The 17,942-nt window shown below is 67.3% G+C and carries 16 protein-coding genes; 7 read left to right on the top strand and 9 right to left on the bottom strand.

The genetic code is table 11. The features are described 5' to 3' along the window. The first annotated feature begins 61 nt into the window (after nt 1-61). The 6 genes from HW532_RS19835 (at nt 62) to aat (ending at nt 5,537) form a co-directional block, all read left to right on the top strand. Nucleotides 62-1,453 carry a M48 family metalloprotease gene (locus tag HW532_RS19835; protein WP_213162114.1) on the top strand — a complete coding sequence of 464 codons (1,392 nt, stop codon included), beginning with the start codon at nt 62-64 and terminating at the stop codon, nt 1,451-1,453. A 108-nt stretch (nt 1,454-1,561) separates the two neighbouring features. Then, nucleotides 1,562-2,323, top strand: a complete 762-nt coding sequence (locus tag HW532_RS19830) for a DsbA family protein (RefSeq protein WP_213162113.1) — start codon at nt 1,562-1,564, stop codon at nt 2,321-2,323. Nucleotides 2,324-2,522: 199 nt separating this feature from the next. After that, nucleotides 2,523-2,975: a type II 3-dehydroquinate dehydratase gene (gene aroQ, locus HW532_RS19825; RefSeq protein ID WP_213162112.1), complete on the top strand. Its 453-nt coding sequence runs from the start codon at nt 2,523-2,525 to the stop codon at nt 2,973-2,975. A gap of 6 nt (nt 2,976-2,981) precedes the next feature. Next, nucleotides 2,982-3,446, top strand: a complete 465-nt coding sequence (gene accB, locus HW532_RS19820) for an acetyl-CoA carboxylase biotin carboxyl carrier protein (protein ID WP_213162111.1) — start codon at nt 2,982-2,984, stop codon at nt 3,444-3,446. A gap of 15 nt (nt 3,447-3,461) precedes the next feature. Beyond that, nucleotides 3,462-4,835 (top strand): acetyl-CoA carboxylase biotin carboxylase subunit, encoded by a 1,374-nt coding sequence (gene accC, locus HW532_RS19815; RefSeq protein ID WP_213162110.1) that lies wholly within the window; start codon nt 3,462-3,464, stop codon nt 4,833-4,835. 24 nt (nt 4,836-4,859) lie between these two features. Beyond that, entirely contained in the window at nt 4,860-5,537 is a 678-nt protein-coding gene (aat, locus tag HW532_RS19810; protein WP_213162109.1) for a leucyl/phenylalanyl-tRNA--protein transferase, read from the top strand. A gap of 293 nt (nt 5,538-5,830) precedes the next feature. Here aat and parE read toward each other — a convergent pair whose 3' ends face one another. From parE to HW532_RS19785, 5 genes are all read right to left on the bottom strand, one after another. Continuing rightward, entirely contained in the window at nt 5,831-7,927 is a 2,097-nt protein-coding gene (gene parE, locus HW532_RS19805; protein ID WP_213162108.1) for a DNA topoisomerase IV subunit B, read from the bottom strand. A 164-nt stretch (nt 7,928-8,091) separates the two neighbouring features. Continuing rightward, on the bottom strand, nt 8,092-8,538 hold the full coding sequence (locus tag HW532_RS19800; RefSeq protein WP_213162107.1) for a DUF2155 domain-containing protein: 447 nt from the start codon (nt 8,536-8,538) through the stop codon (nt 8,092-8,094). Next, nucleotides 8,535-9,299, bottom strand: coding sequence for a class I SAM-dependent methyltransferase (locus HW532_RS19795; RefSeq protein ID WP_213162106.1), 765 nt, complete (start codon nt 9,297-9,299; stop codon nt 8,535-8,537). The genes HW532_RS19800 and HW532_RS19795 overlap by 4 nt, the downstream gene beginning before the upstream one ends. Next, entirely contained in the window at nt 9,296-9,751 is a 456-nt protein-coding gene (gene mlaD, locus HW532_RS19790) for an outer membrane lipid asymmetry maintenance protein MlaD (RefSeq protein WP_213162105.1), read from the bottom strand. The genes HW532_RS19795 and mlaD overlap by 4 nt, the downstream gene beginning before the upstream one ends. Before the next feature lie 40 nt (nt 9,752-9,791). After that, a complete protein-coding gene (locus tag HW532_RS19785; RefSeq protein WP_213162104.1) occupies nt 9,792-10,181 on the bottom strand; it encodes an NADH:ubiquinone oxidoreductase subunit NDUFA12 in 390 nt (129 codons plus the stop codon). Between the two features lie 551 nt (nt 10,182-10,732). Here HW532_RS19785 and HW532_RS19780 point away from each other — a divergent pair. Continuing rightward, nucleotides 10,733-14,488: a vitamin B12-dependent ribonucleotide reductase gene (locus HW532_RS19780; RefSeq protein WP_213162103.1), complete on the top strand. Its 3,756-nt coding sequence runs from the start codon at nt 10,733-10,735 to the stop codon at nt 14,486-14,488. 77 nt (nt 14,489-14,565) lie between these two features. Here HW532_RS19780 and HW532_RS19775 read toward each other — a convergent pair whose 3' ends face one another. The 4 genes from HW532_RS19775 to speE form a co-directional block, all read right to left on the bottom strand. Next, nucleotides 14,566-15,246, bottom strand: a complete 681-nt coding sequence (locus HW532_RS19775) for a hypothetical protein (RefSeq protein WP_213162102.1) — start codon at nt 15,244-15,246, stop codon at nt 14,566-14,568. A gap of 32 nt (nt 15,247-15,278) precedes the next feature. After that, nucleotides 15,279-16,178: an MBL fold metallo-hydrolase gene (locus HW532_RS19770; RefSeq protein WP_213162101.1), complete on the bottom strand. Its 900-nt coding sequence runs from the start codon at nt 16,176-16,178 to the stop codon at nt 15,279-15,281. 87 nt (nt 16,179-16,265) lie between these two features. Further along, nucleotides 16,266-16,859, bottom strand: a complete 594-nt coding sequence (locus HW532_RS19765; RefSeq protein WP_246479326.1) for a L,D-transpeptidase — start codon at nt 16,857-16,859, stop codon at nt 16,266-16,268. A 105-nt stretch (nt 16,860-16,964) separates the two neighbouring features. Then, a complete protein-coding gene (speE, locus tag HW532_RS19760) occupies nt 16,965-17,852 on the bottom strand; it encodes a polyamine aminopropyltransferase (protein ID WP_213162100.1) in 888 nt (295 codons plus the stop codon). Between the last annotated feature and the right edge of the window lie 90 nt (nt 17,853-17,942).

Raw genomic sequence — 17,942 nt, 5'->3', positions numbered from 1 at the left:
CTACCGAGAAAACCTTGGGCCCCCGCACCGGCCGCGGCGAGGCCATGGAGACCGCCGGGTAATGTCTGTTCTGACCCGAAACTTGCGTGTGCTGTCCAGGCGCGCCCTCGCCACGGGCCTTGCCGCCTGTCTGTCCCTGTCCGCCCTCCCGGCGGGCACGGCGCGCGCGCAGAACGTTTCCCTGATCCGCGATGCGGAGACGGAGGAACTGCTCAGGGACTATGCCACGCCGATCTTCCGGGCGGCGGGCCTCGCCCCCTCCGTGGTGCGCGTGCATATCCTCAATGACGACCGGCTCAACGCCTTCGTCGCGGGCGGCCAGCGCATCTTCATCAATACCGGCATGCTGATGGACGCCAAGACGCCGAACGAGGTGATCGGCGTTCTCGCCCACGAGACGGGCCACATTGCCGGCGGCCATTTGTCGCGCATGAGCCGCCAGCTCGACCAGGCCAGCACGACGGCCATCATCGGCATGCTGCTCGGCGCGGCCGCGGTGGTCGGTGGCGGCCTTGCCGGACAGGGCGGCGTCGCGCGCTCCGGACAGGGCGTCATGCTGGGCGGCCAGTCGCTCGCCATGCGCAACCTCCTGTCCTATCGGCGCGCGCAGGAATCGGCCGCTGACCAGGCCGCGCTCAAATATCTGACCGCGACCAAGCAGTCCGCCCAGGGCATGATCACCCTGTTCGAGGAGCTGGCCATGCAGTCCATGGCGTCGGCGCGCTATGCCGACCCCTATGTGCTCTCCCACCCCATGCCGCTGGAACGGGTGCGCAACCTGGAGAACGCCGCGCGCAAGAGCCCCTATTTCAATACGAAGGACCCGGCGAGCCTCGTGAAGCGCCACAAGCTGGTGCAGGCCAAGCTCATGGGCTTCCTGAAATCGCCGCAGCGCGTCTACCAGAAATACCCGACGAGCGACACGAGCGAGCCCGCGCGCTATGCCCGCGCCATTGCCGCCTTCCGCTCCGGCGACCTGCGCACCGCGCTGTCGGAGATCGACCCGCTCATCCGCGCCGACCCGAAGAACCCCTATTTCTGGGAGCTGAAGGGCCAGGCGCTGTTCGAGGCCGGGCGCGCCTCGCAGGCCGTCGAGCCGCTCAAGAGGGCCGTCGCCCTGGCACCCAATTCCGGGCTGATCCGCATCATGCTGGCCCAGGCCCTTCTGGGGGCGGGCGGGGCCGGCAATCTCGACCAGGCCATGAACCAGCTGCTCAAGGCACGGCGTACCGAGAACGGCATGCCGCTCGTCCACAGCCAGCTCGCCATCGCCTATGCCCGAAAGGGCAATATCCCGATGGCGGAGCTTGAGACTGCGGAATCGGCCGTGCTCTCCGGCGACCTCGACCTCGCCAAGCAGAAGGCGAAGCGCGCGCAGTCCTCCTTCAAGCGCGGCTCGCCCCAATGGATCCGCGCTAACGACATTTTGAACATCGAACCGCCCCGCGAATGACAATGGGGGCGTGGCCCCGCGGCCATAAGCTGCTACAACAGCGCGTAATTGCTGTGCGGCGCCGGCGCATGCCCGGGCGGACAGCCGGACATTTTTCGGAGGAATGACATGCGTTCAGCGAAACGCCTAGCGGTCCTGTTCACCTCGGCCGCCGTCGCACTGGCCGTCCCCGCTGGCATGGCCCCCGCTCAGGCGGAGGAGTTCAGCGACGCCCAGCGCGGCGAGATCGGCGAGATCGTTCGCGACTATCTCCTGGAGAATCCGGAGGTACTGCGCGAGGCCTTCCAGGCGCTGGAGGAGAAGGAGCAGGCGGCACAGGCGGAGAAGGTCACCGACCTCATCCGCGAGAATAGCGATGCGCTGTTCCAGTCCCCGCTGGACCATGTCGCCGGCAACCCGGACGGCGATGTGACCATGGTGGAGTTCTTCGACTACAATTGCGGCTACTGCAAGCGGTCGCTGGCCGACGTGCTGGCGCTGATCGAGAACGATCCCGATTTGCGCTTCATCCCGAAGGAATTCCCCATTCTCGGCCCCGGCTCCGTCTTCGCCTCGCGCGCGGCCATCGCGTCGAGAAAGCAGGACAAGTACTGGCCCTTCCATCTCGCCATGATGAAGCATCGCGGCGAGATCGACGAGGACACCGTCCTCAAGATCGCCGGCGATGTCGGCCTCGATGTCGAGCAGCTCAAGACGGATATGGAGGCGCCGGAGGTCAAGGAGACCATCGAGCAGGGATACAAGCTCGCCAATCTCCTCGGCATCCAGGGCACACCGGCCTTCGTCATCGGCGAGCAGTTCGTGCCCGGTGCGATGGGCCGGGAGGTCCTGGAAGGCGCCATCGACGCCGAACGCCAGGCCGGGGAATGAGCCCTTGCGGGTGTGGACACGCACCCCACCCGCGAGCTTCCCGTCCCGGACGCGTCGCGCGACGCCTTCCGTTCCGCGCCGTTTGCCACTATAACCGCCGGCAAGGTGGGTTTCGGCAGAGATTCGGCCTGGGGTGCGGTGTGCGCCGGTGGCCGGAGCGTTTCTCCCGGGCTCGCCCTGTGCAGCTGAACGGGTGGCGATGACACGGACGGTCTTCATCCTCAACGGACCGAACCTCAATCTCCTGGGGCGGCGCGAGCCTGCGACCTATGGCGCGGAGACCCTCGACGACATCGCCGGGCGCTGCCGGCGTCGTGCGGACGCGCTGGGCCTTGAGGTGGATTTCCGCCAGACGAATGCCGAGGGCACGCTTGTCGACTGGATCCACGAGGCGGGCGACAAGGCCTTCGCGGCGATTCTCAATGCGGGCGCCTACACCCACACCTCGGTGGCCATCCACGACGCGATCCGCGCCGTCGCCCTTCCGGTCATCGAGGTTCATCTCAGCAATATTCACAACCGCGAAAGCTTCCGGCATGTCAGCTACATCGCGCCGGTTGCCCGCGGCATCATTTGCGGGCTGGGCCCCGTGGGCTACGAGCTTGCGCTCGAAGCCCTGGCCGGCCAGCAGGACAATCGCGCGACGGACTGACACGGTATGAGCAAAGACAAGCAAAGCGTCGACAAGGACCTCATTCGCGATCTCGCCGGCCTTCTGGACGAGACCGGCCTCAGCGAGATCGAGATCGAACGGGACGATTTCAGGGTGCGCGTGTCGCGCCAGATCCAGAGCGTGTCCGTGGCGGCGCCCGCGCACGCGGCCCCTGCCGCATCCGCGCCCCCCGTCGCGCCGGCCATCGACGCCGCCGAGAGTAATCCCGACAGCCATCCCGGCGCGGTGAAGTCGCCCATGGTCGGCACCGCCTACCGCGCACCCGCGCCCGGTGCGGAACCCTTCGTGGAGATCGGCGCGGAGGTCGCCAAGGGCGAGACGGTGCTGATCGTGGAAGCCATGAAGACCATGAACCAGATCCCCGCGCCCCATTCCGGCCGCGTCACGGCGATCCTGGTGGAAGACGGTCAGCCGGTCGAGTTCGGCGAGCCGCTGATGATCATCGAGTAGGAATCAGCGGGCGGCATGTTCGACAAGGTCCTGATAGCGAATCGCGGCGAGATCGCGCTGAGAATCCTGCGTGCCTGCCGCGAGCTCGGCATCGCCACCGTGGCCGTGCACTCCACGGCCGACGAGAACGCCATGCATGTGCGGCTGGCCGACGAGAGCGTGTGCATCGGCCCGCCATCGGCGAGCCAGAGCTATCTCAACATCCCCGCGATCCTCGCGGCCTGCGAGATCACCGGCGCGGACGCGGTGCATCCCGGCTACGGCTTCCTGTCGGAGAACGCCCGCTTCGCCGACATTCTGGCGGAGCACAATATCGCCTTCATCGGCCCGTCGGCGGAGCACATCCGGCTCATGGGCGACAAGATCGAGGCCAAGCGCACCGCTGCCGGCCTCGGCATTCCCGTCGTTCCGGGATCCGAGGGTGCGATCGACGACAATGACGAGGCGCGCCGCATCGCCGCGGAGATCGGCTATCCCGTGCTCGTCAAGGCGGCCGCCGGCGGCGGCGGGCGCGGCATGAAGGTCGCCTATTCGCAGGACGAGATCGAGGGCGTGCTCCAGCATTGCCGCAACGAGGCCGGCGCGGCCTTCGGCGACGACGCGGTCTATATCGAGAAGTATCTCGCCAAGCCCCGCCATATCGAGATCCAAGTCCTCGGCGACGGCCAGGGCAATGCGGTGCATCTCGGAGAGCGCGACTGCTCCCTCCAGCGCCGCCACCAGAAGCTGTGGGAGGAGGCGCTGTCGCCGGCGCTCAACGACGAGGCCCGCCGCGAGATCGGCACGCGCGTCGCGAATGCCGTCGCCGAGCTTGGCTATTCCGGCGCCGGGACGGTGGAATTCCTCTACGAGAACGGCCAGTTCTACTTCATCGAGATGAACACCCGGCTGCAGGTGGAACATCCGGTGACGGAGATGATCACCGGCCTCGACCTGGTCCAGGAGCAGATCCGCATCGCCGCCGGGTCCCAGCTCGGCTACGGCCAGGAGGACATCACCTTCGACGGCCACGCCATCGAATGCCGGATCAACGCGGAGAACGCCTTCACCTTCGCCCCCTCCCCCGGCCGCATCGAGGAGCTGCACCCGCCGGGCGGCCTCGGGGTGCGCGTCGATTCGGGCCTCTATTCGGGCTACTCGGTTCCGCCTTATTATGACAGTCTGATCGCGAAGCTCATCGTCTTCGGCAAGACGCGGAACGAATGCCTCATGCGGTTGCGGCGAGCGCTCGGCGAGTATGTGATCGAGGGGGTTCAGACGACCATCCCGCTGTTCAACGACCTGCTCGCCGAACCGGATATCATCGACGGCCACTATGATATTCACTGGCTGGAAAACTACCTCGACAGACGGCGCGAGAGCGAAGCAGGCACCGCGCAGAAGGCTTGACGGGTTCGCCGGGGAGATCGCGGGATGACGACGATCACGCCGCAGATCCTTCTCAAGGCCTACGCTGCGGGCATCTTTCCCATGGCGGAAAGTGCCGACGACAGCTCGCTCTACTGGATCGATCCGGACCAGCGCGGCATCGTCCCGCTCGAACGCTTCCACGTGCCGCGCCGGCTCGCGCGCACCATTCGCCACAAGCCGTTCTCCGTGCGCGTCGACAGCGATTTCGACGGCGTGATCGCGGGCTGCGCCGAGCCCCAGCCGGGCCGCACCACCACCTGGATCAACGACCGCATCTGCTCGCTCTATGGCCAGCTCTTCCGCATGGGCTTCTGCCATACGGTGGAGTGCTGGCAGGGCGACCGGCTGGTCGGCGGGCTCTACGGTGTCAGGATCGGCGCGGCCTTCTTCGGCGAGAGCATGTTCTCGCGCGAGCGCGACGCCAGCAAAGTCGCCCTCGTCCATCTGGTCGCGCGGCTGAAGTTCGGCGGTTTCCGCCTGCTCGACACGCAGTTCGTCACCGAGCACCTCACCCGCTTCGGGGCCCACGAGATCGCGCGGGACGACTATCACGTCCTGCTCGAGACGGCGCTCGCAGCCGAGGCGGATTTCTCCGCCTTCGCCGAAGACGACGAGCCGGAGCGCGTGCTTGAGCTCGCCACCGCGAGGACATGGCGAAAGATCTATCGCGCGGCGCTGTGAGTTGCCTGATCGAACGATCCGGGGACGGTGAATTCGTATGCGATCCGCTCGATCGCCATGCGGCCTGCTCTGTCCGTCATTCCCTGCTGCCCGTCATCCGCCAGTGCCCGTCATCCGCCAGTGCCCATCATCCGCCAGTGCCCGTCATCCGCCAGTGCCCGTCATCCGCCAGTGCCCGTCATTCCCGCGAAAGCGGGAATCCATACCGAGTGCAAGGTGGATTCCCGCTTTCGCGGGAATGACGAGGCGAGGGCCGAACGTCAAGAATTGGAGACAGGTGTCAGCGCGGCGCTCTAGATATCGAGCTCGTCGCCGGTCACGAACTCGGCGCGCTCGGAGATGAAGCGGAAGCGCTCCTCCGGCTTGTTGCCCATGAGCTGCTCCACCACACGCTTCGTGGTCGATGCCTCGTCCTCCAGCATCTCCACACGCAGGAGCGTGCGCGTCGCCGGGTTCATGGTCGTCTCCTTGAGCTGGGCGGGCAGCATCTCGCCGAGGCCCTTGAAGCGGGAGACCTCCACCTTGCCGCGGCCCGAGAACTCCGTCTGGAGCAGCGCGTCCTTGTGGGCGTCGTCACGCGCATAGATCGTCTTGCCGCCCTGTGCGAGGCGGTAGAGCGGCGGGACGGCGAGATAGAGATGGCCGCCGTCTATGAGCCCCGGCATCTGGCGGAAGAAGAAGGTGATCAGCAGCGAGGCGATGTGGGCTCCGTCCACATCGGCGTCGGTCATGATGACGACCTTCTCGTATCTGAGGTCGTCCTCGCGATAGGTCGTTCCCGTGCCGCAGCCAAGCGCCTGGACGATATCGGAGATCTGCTGGTTCTGGGCGAGCTTGTCGCGCCCCGCGGAAGCGACATTGAGGATCTTGCCGCGCAGCGGAAGGACCGCCTGGATCTTGCGGTCGCGCCCCTGCTTGGCGGAGCCGCCGGCCGAATCGCCCTCCACGATGAAGATTTCCGCGCCGTGGGCGGCGTTCTGCTGGCAGTCGGCGAGCTTGCCCGGCAGGCGCAGCTTGCGGGTCGCCGTCTTGCGCGCCACCTCGCGCTCCTGGCGCCGCCGCAGGCGCTCCTCGGCGCGGTCGATCACCCAGTCGAGCAGCTTGTTGGCCTGGTTGGGATGGCCCGCGAGCCAGTGGTCGAAATGATCCCTCACCGTCTGGTCGACGATGCGCGAGGCCTCCTGGGTGGCGAGCTTCTCCTTGGTCTGGCCCTGGAATTCCGGCTCGCGGATGAAGACCGACAGCATCACGCCGGCAGACCCCATCACATCCTCGGCGGTGATGGTCTGGGCCTTCTTGTTGCCGACGAGCTCGCCATAGGCCTTCAGCGAGCGCGACAGCGCCACGCGCAGGCCGGTCTCGTGGGTGCCGCCCTCGGTCGTCGGCACGGTATTGCAGTAGGATTCCACAAAGCCGTCGCCGGCGAACCACGCGACCGCCCACTCCACCGAGCCGTGGCCCTCCGGCTTCTTCACATTGCCGGCGAAGATGTCGTCGCAGACGCGCTGCCGGCCTTCCAGCGCGGTCGCCAAATAGTCCTTCAGCCCGCCCGGGAACCGCAGCACCTCGCGCGTCGGCGTCGTGTCGCCCTCGCGGATGTTCTCTTCGGCGCACGACCAGCGGATCTCCACCCCGCCGAACAGATAGGCCTTGGAGCGGGCCATCTTGTAGAGCCGCGCGGCCTTGAAGCGCACCTTCGCCCCGAAGATCTCGGGATCCGGCCGGAAACGGATGCGGGTGCCGCGCCGGTTGGGCGCACGGCCCACATGGTCGAGCCCGCTTTCCGGGCGCCCGCGCCCATAGATCTGGCGATAGAGCTCCTGGCCGCGCGCGACCTCCACCTCCAGCCGCTCCGACAGGGCGTTCACCACCGAGATGCCGACGCCGTGCAGGCCGCCGGAGGTCGCATAGACCTTCGAATCGAACTTGCCGCCCGCATGCAGCGTGGTGAGAATCACCTCCAGCGCCGACTTCTCCGGGAATTTCGGATGGGGGTCGATCGGGATGCCGCGGCCATTGTCGGTGACGGTCAGCCAGCCCTCCGCGTCGTAATCCACCTCGATGAAGCTCGCATGGCCGGCAATGGCCTCGTCCATCGAATTGTCGATCACCTCCGCGAAGAGATGATGGAGCGCCTTCTCGTCGGTCCCGCCGATATACATGCCCGGACGGCGGCGGACCGGCTCGAGCCCCTCCAGAACCTCGATATCGGCGGCGGTGTAGCCCTCGCCCGGCTCCGCCCCGGGCGCCGCCCTGCGCCGGGCCGGCGTGGCAGCCTGCGGGGCCGGTGCGGTCTCTTCCGGACGCGCCGTCCCGGCCGGGCGCGGACGGGGCGCATCGCTCGAAGGCTCGGCCTCGATACGGTCGAACAGATCGTGGACCTTTGACATGTCGGTGTCCGGTGCTCCGGCTTGGTCTCGCATGCGGTGCCCCCCTCCCCGGAGACAGCACACGGAAACGAATCAGTCGAAATTATGCCACTCACGGCGCAACCCCGCGAGGATGGCGAAATTCGGGCTCGGGCGCCCTGCCGCCAGGCCTCGCGCGGGCCGCCCTATTCCTCGTCGTTGAGCGTCTCGCCCTCGTCGGGGAACTCCAGCGTATCCTCGCGCCGGTTCGGATCGCGGCAATCGGTGAGCCAGACGTCGTAGACGGGATGCTCCACGGCATGGAGGCCCGGGCTCTGGGCGAACATCCAGCCGGAGAAGATCTTCTTCCGCACCCCGTCGTCGCCCACATCCTCGACGATCACGAAGGCTGTGGTCTTCGGCTCCTCCGTGGACGGCCGCGAATAGCACACGCGCGGCGTGACGGCGAGCGAGCCGAAGCGCTTGGTCTCGTCGATGCGCACCTCGAAGGTGGTGATGCGCGCGGAGATCTTGTCGAGCCCCGCAAAGACGGCAATCGGGTTCTCCAGCTTCTGCGCCAGCGCATGGGGCACCGCCGCGGCGGCCACGGCCACCGCAAGCCCGAGCGCGGCTGCCCCCGTCCGCCAGCTCATGCCAGCACCGCTTCGACGCGCAGGCGGACATAGTCCGCCATCCAGTTGCCATGGGCGTCGCACAGCGCCGGGCGGAGCAGATCCTCCACCTCCGCGGCGACAACCGTCCTCTCCTCGCCATACTGGGCGAAGAACGGCTCGCGGAACACGGCGAGCCAGGCCGCCATGCCCGACTTGAGCGGGGTCTGGCGCGGATAGAGGCCGATGCGGCGCACGGAGAAGCCGTGCTCGCCGAGCAGGGTTCCATAGTCTTCCGTGCTCGGGAAATACCACGGGCTCGCGAGGCCCTGGTCGCCGCCGCGGGTGCGGGCCGTGGCGCGCAGCGCCGTCGCGATCGCCGCCACATTGCCATGGCCGCCGAACTCCGCGACGAAGCGGCCGCCCGGTTTCAGCGCGCGGCGGATGCCGGCGACGACCTTTTCGGGGCGCGTCATCCAGTGCAGGGCCGCGTTGGAGAATACCGCGTCGAACTCCGCCTCGAAGTCCAGCGCCTCGCCGTCGCGCACGCGGATATCGAGCCCGCGGGCCCGGGCCGCCCGGGCGAGATCCTCGCTCGCATCGACGCCGACCACCTCCGCGCCGGTCGCGGCGAGCTGTTCGGTCAGCGCACCGTCGCCACAGCCGAGATCGAGGATTCGCTCGCCGGGGCGCGGCGCGAGCCAGGAGACGATCTCGCCAGCGAGATCGGCCACGAAGCGCGCATGGGTGCCGTATTGTTCCGCGCTCCAGCTCTGCCAGTCTGCCGGCGAGGCTCCGGTCATTTGTCGTCGTCGCCCTTGTTGAACATGGCCTGGCCGATCAGGCCCCAGATGTCGATGGCACTCTGGGTGTAGATGATGTGGTCGCCGTTCTTGAGCATGGTCTGCGACCCGCCCGCCTCGAGCGCGACGAATTTCGACCCCAGGAGCCCTTCCGACGTGATCTTGGCGGAGGAATCCTCCGGCAGCTTGATCGTGTTGTCGATGGACAGCGTCAGAAGCGCCTGGAAAGTGTCCGAATCGAGCGACTGGTCCACCACCGTGCCGACCTTGATGCCCGACATGCGCACATCCGTGCCGGGACTGACCCCCTCGACATTCTGGAACTCCGCCACCACGCGGTAGCCGTCGGAGCCGCTGCCGATGCCGGAGGTGGTGTAGACGAAAGTGAAGAATGCGCCGGCGACCGCGATAACGACCGCGCCGATCAGGGTTTCCGCCACTGTCTGTTTCATGACGCGTCCGTCCTGTTGTCTGTTGCAGGCCCTAGAGGGCTTATTCGGGCCGCCAGGCCTCGTAGTCGCCGGAGCCTTCCTCGCGCGGACGCGGCACGGCGAGGCTTCCCGGCGGGTGGTAGGCGGCGGGCGTGCCCGTCGGGTTCGGCTGGTAGGGGGCCTGCCAGGGGCGCGCCGAATAGGGTTCCTTGGTCGGCGGCGTGTCGACCCGGTAATGCAGCCAGCCGTGCCAGTCCGACGTCGAGCGGGAGGCTTCCGCCTCGCCGTTATAGATCACCCAGCGCCGCTTGCCGCCGCGCTCGCGGTAGTATTTGTTGCCGAGCTCGTCCTCGCCCACGAACTCCCCCTTTCGCCAGGTAAAGAATCGCGTGCCGAGCGTCTGGCCGTTCCACCAGGTGAAGAACTCGAGCAGAAAGGTTTTGAGCGTCATAATCGAAAGACCCTGCGTCGTCCGCGGGCAGGCACCGGTCCGGACCCATGGTCTCCTCGTGCCCGCCAAACCCGGCGCGAATATGGCGCATGACGCCCGCCCCGTCCACCCACAAGCGACGGCGGGAGCCGAAGCCCAAGTGCCGCACGCCATCGCCTTGAGTCCACGCCACGAATCGGCGGACACAGGGTTATTCACAGAGTTGTCAACAAGCTGGCACAATATATAGCGTTTACCTTTCGTTAACACACTAGCGCTTGACGTCCGGCCACGGGGTTGAGATTATCTTTCTATCGGCTCGGGACTCGGGGGAGACGGGGACGCTATTGTTGGGGTCTTGTTCAGGGCCCGTCGCACGGCTCTCGGGTAAAACACAAAAACCATAACGTTCGTAACGAGTTAGCGGTCTGCAGACTTTGCGGGCGTGGGGGCTTGGCCCCAAACGCGGATCCTGTGCCTGTTCCGCGTGGGAGGATTTTTGTCCTTGATTCAGGGGCAGATCGGCGCGGCCTGCCGGCCGCAAGACGGGTTTGAGAATTCGAGAGGGTCCCATGCGCATCGAGCGCCGTTACACTGAAGCCGGACAGTCGCCCTTCGAGGGACTGGAGTTCCGCCGCACCACGAGCGAGATTCGCAATCCGGACGGCTCCGTCGTCTTCCGGCTGGAGGATATCGAGGTGCCGGCCGCGTGGAGCCAGGTGGCGAGCGACATCATCGCGCAGAAATATTTCCGCAAGGCGGGCGTGCCGGCACGGCTGAAGCGCGTGGAGGAGAACAGCGTTCCCTCGTGGCTGTGGCGCTCGGTGCCCGACGAGGCGGCGCTCGCCGAGCTGCCGGAGGATGAGCGTTACGGCTCGGAGACCCAGGCCCGGCAGGTGTTCAACCGTCTGGCCGGAACCTGGACCTACTGGGGCTGGAAGGGCGGCTATTTCGACGGGGAGGAGGATGCGCGCGCCTTCTATGACGAGCTGTGCTACATGCTCGCCACACAGAAATGCGCGCCGAACTCCCCGCAATGGTTCAATACCGGCCTCCACTGGGCCTATGGCATCGATGGCCCGTCCCAGGGGCATTTCTATGTCGACCCGTTCACCGGCAAGCTGGTGAAGTCGAAATCGGCCTATGAGCATCCCCAGCCGCATGCCTGCTTCATCCAGTCCATCGAGGACGATCTCGTCAACGAGAGCGGCATCATGGACCTGTGGGTGCGCGAGGCGCGGCTGTTCAAGTACGGCTCCGGCACGGGCTCCAACTTCTCCCGCATCCGCGGCGAGAACGAGCCGCTTTCGGGCGGCGGCAAGTCCTCCGGCCTCATGAGCTTCCTGAAGATCGGCGACCGGGCGGCGGGCGCCATCAAGTCCGGCGGGACCACCAGGCGCGCGGCCAAGATGGTCGTGGTCGACATCGACCACCCGGATGTCGAGTCCTATATCGACTGGAAGGTGAAGGAGGAGCAGAAGGTCGCCGCCCTCGTCGCCGGCTCCAAGCTCGTCAGGCAGAGCCTCTCCGCCATCATGAAGGCGTGCGTGAACTGCGAGGCGCCGGGCGAGGACTGCTACGAGATCGACCGCAACCCCGCCCTCAAGCGCGCGGTGCGCCAGGCGCGGCGCAACCACGTGCCCGACAGCCTTATCCGCAGGGTCATCCAGTTCGCGCGCCAGGGCCACACGGACATCTCGTTCGACACCTACGACACCGACTGGGATTCGGAGGCCTACCGCACGGTTTCCGGCCAGAACTCCAACAATTCCGTGCGCGTCACCGACGACTTCCTGCGCGCGGTCGAGGAGGACGGCGACTGGAATCTCAACTGGCGCATGCGCAAGGGCGTCGCCAGGACGGTGAAGGCGCGCGCGCTGTGGGACAAGATCGGCTATGCCGCCTGGGCCTGCGCGGATCCCGGCATCCAGTACCACACCACCATCAATGACTGGCACACCTGCCCGGCATCGGGCGAGATCCGCGCATCGAACCCGTGCTCGGAATACATGTTCCTCGACGACACGGCCTGCAATCTCGCCTCGCTGAACCTGCTTCAGTTCCGCGACAAGGAGACCGGCCGGTTCGAGACGGAGTCCTTCGAGCACGCCGTGAGGCTGTGGACCGTCGTGCTCGAGATCTCGGTCATGATGGCGCAGTTCCCGTCCAAGGAGATCGCGGCGCTGTCCTACGAGTTCCGCACGCTGGGCCTTGGCTTTGCCAATATCGGCGGCCTGCTCATGACCTCCGGCGTGTCCTACGATTCCGACGAGGGCCGCGCGATCTGCGGTGCGATCTCCGCGATCATGACGGGCGTATCCTACGCCACTTCCGCGGAGATGGCCGGCGAGCTCGGCCCCTTCCCCGGCTACAAGAAGAACCGCGACCACATGCTGCGCGTCATGCGCAACCATGCCCGCGCCGCCCATGGCGAGAGCGAGGGCTACGAGGCGCTCAACGTCGCCCCCGTCGCGCTCGATCACGCGAACTGCCCCGACCAGACCCTTGTCGAGCATGCCTGCGCGGCCTGGGACCGCGCCGTCGCGCTCGGCGAGAAGAACGGCTACCGCAACGCGCAGGCCACCGTCATCGCGCCGACCGGCACGATCGGCCTCGTCATGGACTGCGACACGACCGGCATCGAGCCCGACTTCGCGCTGGTCAAGTTCAAGAAGCTCGCCGGCGGCGGCTACTTCAAGATCATCAACCGCGCCGTTCCGGAAGCCCTGCGCGGGCTCGGCTACGGGGCCGGCGAGATCAAGGCCATCGTCGACTACGCGGTCGGCCACGGCACGCTGAAGGACGCGCCCGGCGTCAATCACGAGGCGCTCAAGGCGAAGGGTTTCACCGACGCCGCCATCGAGGCGGTCGAGGCGGGGCTCGCGACCGCCTTCGACATCAAGTTCGTCTTCAACAAGTGGACGCTCGGCGAGGCCTTCTGCAAGGAAACGCTGGGGCTCACCGACGATCAGCTCAACGACCTCGCCTTCGACCTGCTCGCCCATCTGGGCTTTTCCAGGAAGGAGATCGAGGCGGCCAACATCCACTGCTGCGGCGCCATGACGCTCGAGGGCGCACCGCACCTGAAGGACGAGCATCTCGCCGTCTTCGACTGCGCCAATCCGTGCGGCCGGCTCGGCAAGCGCTATCTGTCGGTGGAGAGCCACATCCGCATGATGGCCGCCGCCCAGCCCTTCATCTCCGGCGCCATCTCCAAGACCATCAACATGCCGAACGAGGCGACGACGGAGGAGACGCAGGAGGCCTATATGCTCTCCTGGAAGCTCGCCCTGAAGGCCAATGCGCTCTATCGCGACGGCTCCAAGCTCTCCCAGCCGCTCAACGCCCAGCTCATTTCCGACGACGAGGACGAGCAGGACGAGTTCGTCGAGGAGGTCGCGGCGAGCCAGCCCGCCAATCAGCGCGTGGAACGCGTGGTGGAGAAGATCGTGGAGCGCATCGTGGAGATGCCGGCCGAACGCGCCGAGCGCCAGAAGCTGCCCCACCGCCGCAAGGGCTACACCCAGAAGGCCATTGTCGGCGGCCACAAGGTCTATCTCAGGACCGGCGAGTACGAGGACGGCGCGCTCGGCGAGATCTTCATCGACATGCACAAGGAGGGCGCCGCCTTCCGGGCGATGATGAACAACTTCGCCATCGCCGTGTCGCTCGGCCTCCAGTACGGCGTGCCGCTGGAGGAGTTCGTGGAGGCCTTCACCTTCACCCGCTTCGAGCCGGCCGGCTTCGTGCAGGGCAACGAGGCGATCAAGAACGCGACCTCGATCCTCGACTATGTGTTCCGCGAGCTCGCGGTCTCCTATCTCGGCCGCCACGACCTCGCCCATGTCGAGCCCGGCGACATCGGCTTCGACGCGCTCGGCAAGGGCGTGAAGGAGGGCAAGGCCCCGGCGGACGGGGACGACGGCGCGGACAGCGCCGGCAGCGAGCATGCGCCCGCCCCCCTGCCCGCCGCCAAGCTCCTTTCCTCCGGCTTCCTGCGCCGGCGGATGACGGACAATCTGGTGGTGATCCCCGGCAAGTCGTCCGGCGCGCTGTCGGTCGCCGTCGCAAACCCCGCCGAGGCGTCCGGCCAGCCGGCGCCCTCGCTCGCGGTAGCGGAGATGGAGGTCGAGGACATCACGACGGAAACGACCGCCATGGGCGTCACGACCACCTCGCACACCGAGATCGCCGCCGCCCGCGTCGCGGAGGCCCGCATGAAGGGCTATGAGGGCGAGGCCTGCGGCGAATGCGGCAACTTCACCATGGTCCGCAACGGCACCTGCCTGAAATGCGACACCTGCGGTTCCACGAGCGGATGCTCGTGAGACACCGCACCGCACACTGACCGACACTGAACGACAAGGAAGCCCCCCGCGCCCGCCGGCCGGGGGGCTTTTCTGCCTTATGTGCCGGCCCCGCCGCGCTCCGCGCCCCCGCCGTAACGCACGCCGGACATGAGGAGGAGGTAGAGCACCGTGGCGTTGAGGATGTGCCAGAGGAAATGGGTGCCGGTGGGGAAGGCCGGGCAGACGGCCGGATCGACGGTGCGGAAGGTGAGCGAGATGGCGAACACGCCGCCCGCGCCCAGGACCCAGTGGCCCGCGGGATGGCCGCGCCGGAGGAGTTCGGCCCCGACGGCCACCATGGCCGCGAAGGCGGGGAGATAGTCGCCCGAGCCGTTCAGCGCGCCCGCCGGCATGAGCTCGCCGAAGCCGAAGGACAGAGCCAGAAAGGCGACCATGGCCGCGAGCGCGCCGGTCGTGCCGAGCCCGATATAGCGCCTCATCGCATAGAAGAAGAAGGCATAGATGAAGGCCGTGATCGGCGCCACGTCGGCGATCAGCGACCAGCGTTCCGCAAAGGTGTGAAAGGCGGCGGAGCCCGCGCCAATGACCGCCACGAGCGCGATCAGCACCCACAGGAACCCGTCGCGCCGGGCGGCGTCCCCGGCCTTCATCGCGGCCCGCATGGCAAGGAGCGCGGCGAGGAAGAAGGCGGCGTTCGACACCGCATTGGCCGGCTCGTTCATGAGCCCCGGCGCGGTGCGCTCGCAATAGAGGTCGATATAGGCGAACCAGTTCATGACGCCCCCCGGGACGTTGAGGCCCGTGCCGGTCAGTCCCCGCCGGTCCGGCCGAGCGAGAGATGGAGTGTGCCGTGACGCAGGGCGCGGCCGTCCAGATCGATCTCCATGAGGTCCTCGCCGACGATGACGGGGCCGGAGAAATCCGCCGCCACCTCGCGCAGAAGCGCGGCGCGGTCGGCGGAGGGCGGCACGATATGGGTGAGCGCCAGGGCGCCGGCGCCCGCCTCCGTGGCGATCTTGCCGACCTCGCCGGAGGATGTGTGATAGGCCGCGACCCGGTCGATGGTCTCGCGGCTGCGCACGCCGGGCTCCGGCGTCATGGCGGCATGCACGAACACCTCGTGCACCAGGAGATCGGCGCCCTTCGCGGCCGCCACGACGGCCGGGCAGCGGCATGTATCGCCGGACAGGACGAGACGGCGGTGCTCCGTCCCCTCGCCCGCCCCGAAGGCCAGGCCGAAGGCCGGCTCGACTGGGCGATGGTCGACGGCGAAGCTCTCTATGGCGAGCCCGCCAATGGCGAAATGGCCATCGTCGTGAAGCGGGCGCACCTCCACCTCCAGCCCCGTGGTGGAGGGGCGGTGCTCATGGGCGATCCTGAGCTGGCGCTCATCCTGCCACAGCGCCATCATCTCCTTCACGAGCGGACGCAGGGCCGGCGGACCGTAGACGAGCCACGGCTTCTCCCGCCCCTGATGCCACGAGGAAACGATGAGCTGGTAGAGGTCGACCAGATGGTCGGAATGAATGTGGGTGACGAGGACCGCGTCGAGACCGCGCCCCGGGCATCCCGCCTGGACGAGCCGCTGGGCGACGCCCGATCCGCAATCCACGAGCACCGCGACATCGCCATGGCGGATCAGCGTTCCCGGCCCCAGGCGCTCCGCGCTCGCGACCGGGCAGCCCGTTCCCAGAAGGGTCAGTCTCATGACGCTCGTTCCCCCTCTCCCGGCATGCGGAGGCGGCAAGCGATGGCGGGCGCCGGCGCACCCCGTCCTGGCGGCCGCCCCGCCGGTCTATTGATAGACGTAGACCTTAGCGCCTATGGGCACGCGCTGGTAGAGGTCGATGACATCGTCGTTCAGCATGCGGATGCAGCCCGACGACACGGCCCGACCGATGGTGCGCGCCTCGCTCGTCCCGTGGATCCGGTAGAGCGTTCCGGAGATATAGAGGGCGCGCGCGCCGAGCGGGTTTCCGGGACCGCCCGGCATGTATTTCGGCAGATAGGGCTGGCGCTTGCGCATGGCGGCGGGCGGCGTCCAGCCGGGCCATTTGGCCTTGCGCGAAATGTGCGAGACGCCGCTCCACTGGAAGCCCTGGCGCCCGACCCCGACGGGGTAGCGCAGCGCCCGCCCCCTCTGCGTCACGAAATAGAGCGCGCGCTGGCGCGTGCTGACGATGATGGAGTTCGGCGCATATTTGGTGTCGAAGGAGACCGTCCGCCGCGACGATCCCGAAAAGGCATTGCCGAGCTCTTCGAAGAAGCGGCCGATCCCGCCGAAGACATCGGCCTGGCGCTGCTGGGCGGATGCCGCCGACGAGGCCATGGTCATGGCCAGGCCGAATGCCACCACCCCCAGTATTCCGCCACGCACAAGGTGCCTCATTGCCTGACCCTCGCCCTGATGGTGTCTCGCGGACCCCGGAGGGAAATCATAGCCAAATCGGCGCGGCAAGGCGAGCGGCCAGGCGCAACGGCGCGGAGGCAGGGCCTATCGGCCGGCGGCCTCCACCATGTCGCGGACATAGGCGGGCAGCGCGAAGGCGGCCTGGTGAACCTCGGGCGTGTAGTAGCGCGTGTCTATGCCGGATGCGGCGTAGCGCGCCTTCAGGGTCTCGAGCGGCACCGTCCTGAGATCGGCATTGTCGGTGCCCCAGCCGAAGGCCATGTCGCCGCCGAAATAGGTCGGCACGGAGGCAAGGTAGCAGCTCGCATCGGCGAACAGGCCGGAGAAGGCGGCCATGGTGGCCTTCAGCTCGCCGGCCTGGAAGAACGGCACGCCGTTCTGCGTCACCAGGATGCCGCCGGGCTTCAGGATCGACTTGCAGGCGCCGTAGAAGGTCTCCGTGAAGAGCACCTCGCCCGGGCCGATGGGGTCGGTCGAATCGACGATGACGAGGTCGTAGCGCTTGTCCGTGGAGGCGACGAAGTCCTTGCCGTCGGCGATGACGAGATCGAAGCGGGGATCGTCGAAGCAGCCCTTGTTGACCTCCGCCAGATGCTCGCGCGCGAAATCGATCACGCCGGCGTCGATCTCCACCATGGTCAGCCGCTTCACGCCGTCGTGCTTGAGCGCCTCCTCGGCCATGCCGCCGTCGCCGCCGCCGACGATCAGCACGTCGGAAACCGCACCATGGGCCAGGATCGGCAGATGGGCGAGCATCTCGTGATAGATGAACTCGTCCGACGTGGTGAGCTGGATGACGCCGTCGAGCAGCACGACCTTGCCGAAGCCGACGCTCTCGATCACGACGAGGCGCTGATGCTCGGTCTCGCTGTCGAAGAGCACCTTGCGCGCCTCGATGGAGGTGCGCAGGCCACGGTGCAGGGTCTCCGAGTACCAGGTCCCCTGCCCGGCATCGCTCGTGGAGTGCGTCATTGGAAGCTCCCTCGCAGGCTGGAGCGCGCAAGGCGCCGATGGCGCCCGGCACGCATCATGCTGTCATGTTCTGGATGACACTGGATAACC

The sequence above is a fragment of the Kaustia mangrovi genome, assembly GCF_015482775.1.
Classification (GTDB): Bacteria; Pseudomonadota; Alphaproteobacteria; order Rhizobiales; family Im1; genus Kaustia; species Kaustia mangrovi.
This window is presented reverse-complemented; position numbering and strand designations above follow the sequence as displayed.

Coding starts and splice junctions, on each gene's coding strand:
- accC (WP_213162110.1), top strand. CDS start 3,462: ATGTTCGACAAGGTCCTGATAGCGAATCGCGGCGAGATCGCGCTGAGA.
- parE (WP_213162108.1), bottom strand. CDS start 7,927: ATGTCAAAGGTCCACGATCTGTTCGACCGTATCGAGGCCGAGCCTTCG.
- HW532_RS19775 (WP_213162102.1), bottom strand. CDS start 15,246: ATGAACTGGTTCGCCTATATCGACCTCTATTGCGAGCGCACCGCGCCG.
- aat (WP_213162109.1), top strand. CDS start 4,860: ATGACGACGATCACGCCGCAGATCCTTCTCAAGGCCTACGCTGCGGGC.
- HW532_RS19800 (WP_213162107.1), bottom strand. CDS start 8,538: ATGAGCTGGCGGACGGGGGCAGCCGCGCTCGGGCTTGCGGTGGCCGTG.
- HW532_RS19770 (WP_213162101.1), bottom strand. CDS start 16,178: ATGAGACTGACCCTTCTGGGAACGGGCTGCCCGGTCGCGAGCGCGGAG.
- HW532_RS19780 (WP_213162103.1), top strand. CDS start 10,733: ATGCGCATCGAGCGCCGTTACACTGAAGCCGGACAGTCGCCCTTCGAG.
- HW532_RS19835 (WP_213162114.1), top strand. CDS start 62: ATGTCTGTTCTGACCCGAAACTTGCGTGTGCTGTCCAGGCGCGCCCTC.
- HW532_RS19785 (WP_213162104.1), bottom strand. CDS start 10,181: ATGACGCTCAAAACCTTTCTGCTCGAGTTCTTCACCTGGTGGAACGGC.
- mlaD (WP_213162105.1), bottom strand. CDS start 9,751: ATGAAACAGACAGTGGCGGAAACCCTGATCGGCGCGGTCGTTATCGCG.
- HW532_RS19795 (WP_213162106.1), bottom strand. CDS start 9,299: ATGACCGGAGCCTCGCCGGCAGACTGGCAGAGCTGGAGCGCGGAACAA.
- HW532_RS19830 (WP_213162113.1), top strand. CDS start 1,562: ATGCGTTCAGCGAAACGCCTAGCGGTCCTGTTCACCTCGGCCGCCGTC.
- HW532_RS19765 (WP_246479326.1), bottom strand. CDS start 16,859: ATGAGGCACCTTGTGCGTGGCGGAATACTGGGGGTGGTGGCATTCGGC.
- aroQ (WP_213162112.1), top strand. CDS start 2,523: ATGACACGGACGGTCTTCATCCTCAACGGACCGAACCTCAATCTCCTG.
- accB (WP_213162111.1), top strand. CDS start 2,982: ATGAGCAAAGACAAGCAAAGCGTCGACAAGGACCTCATTCGCGATCTC.
- speE (WP_213162100.1), bottom strand. CDS start 17,852: ATGACGCACTCCACGAGCGATGCCGGGCAGGGGACCTGGTACTCGGAG.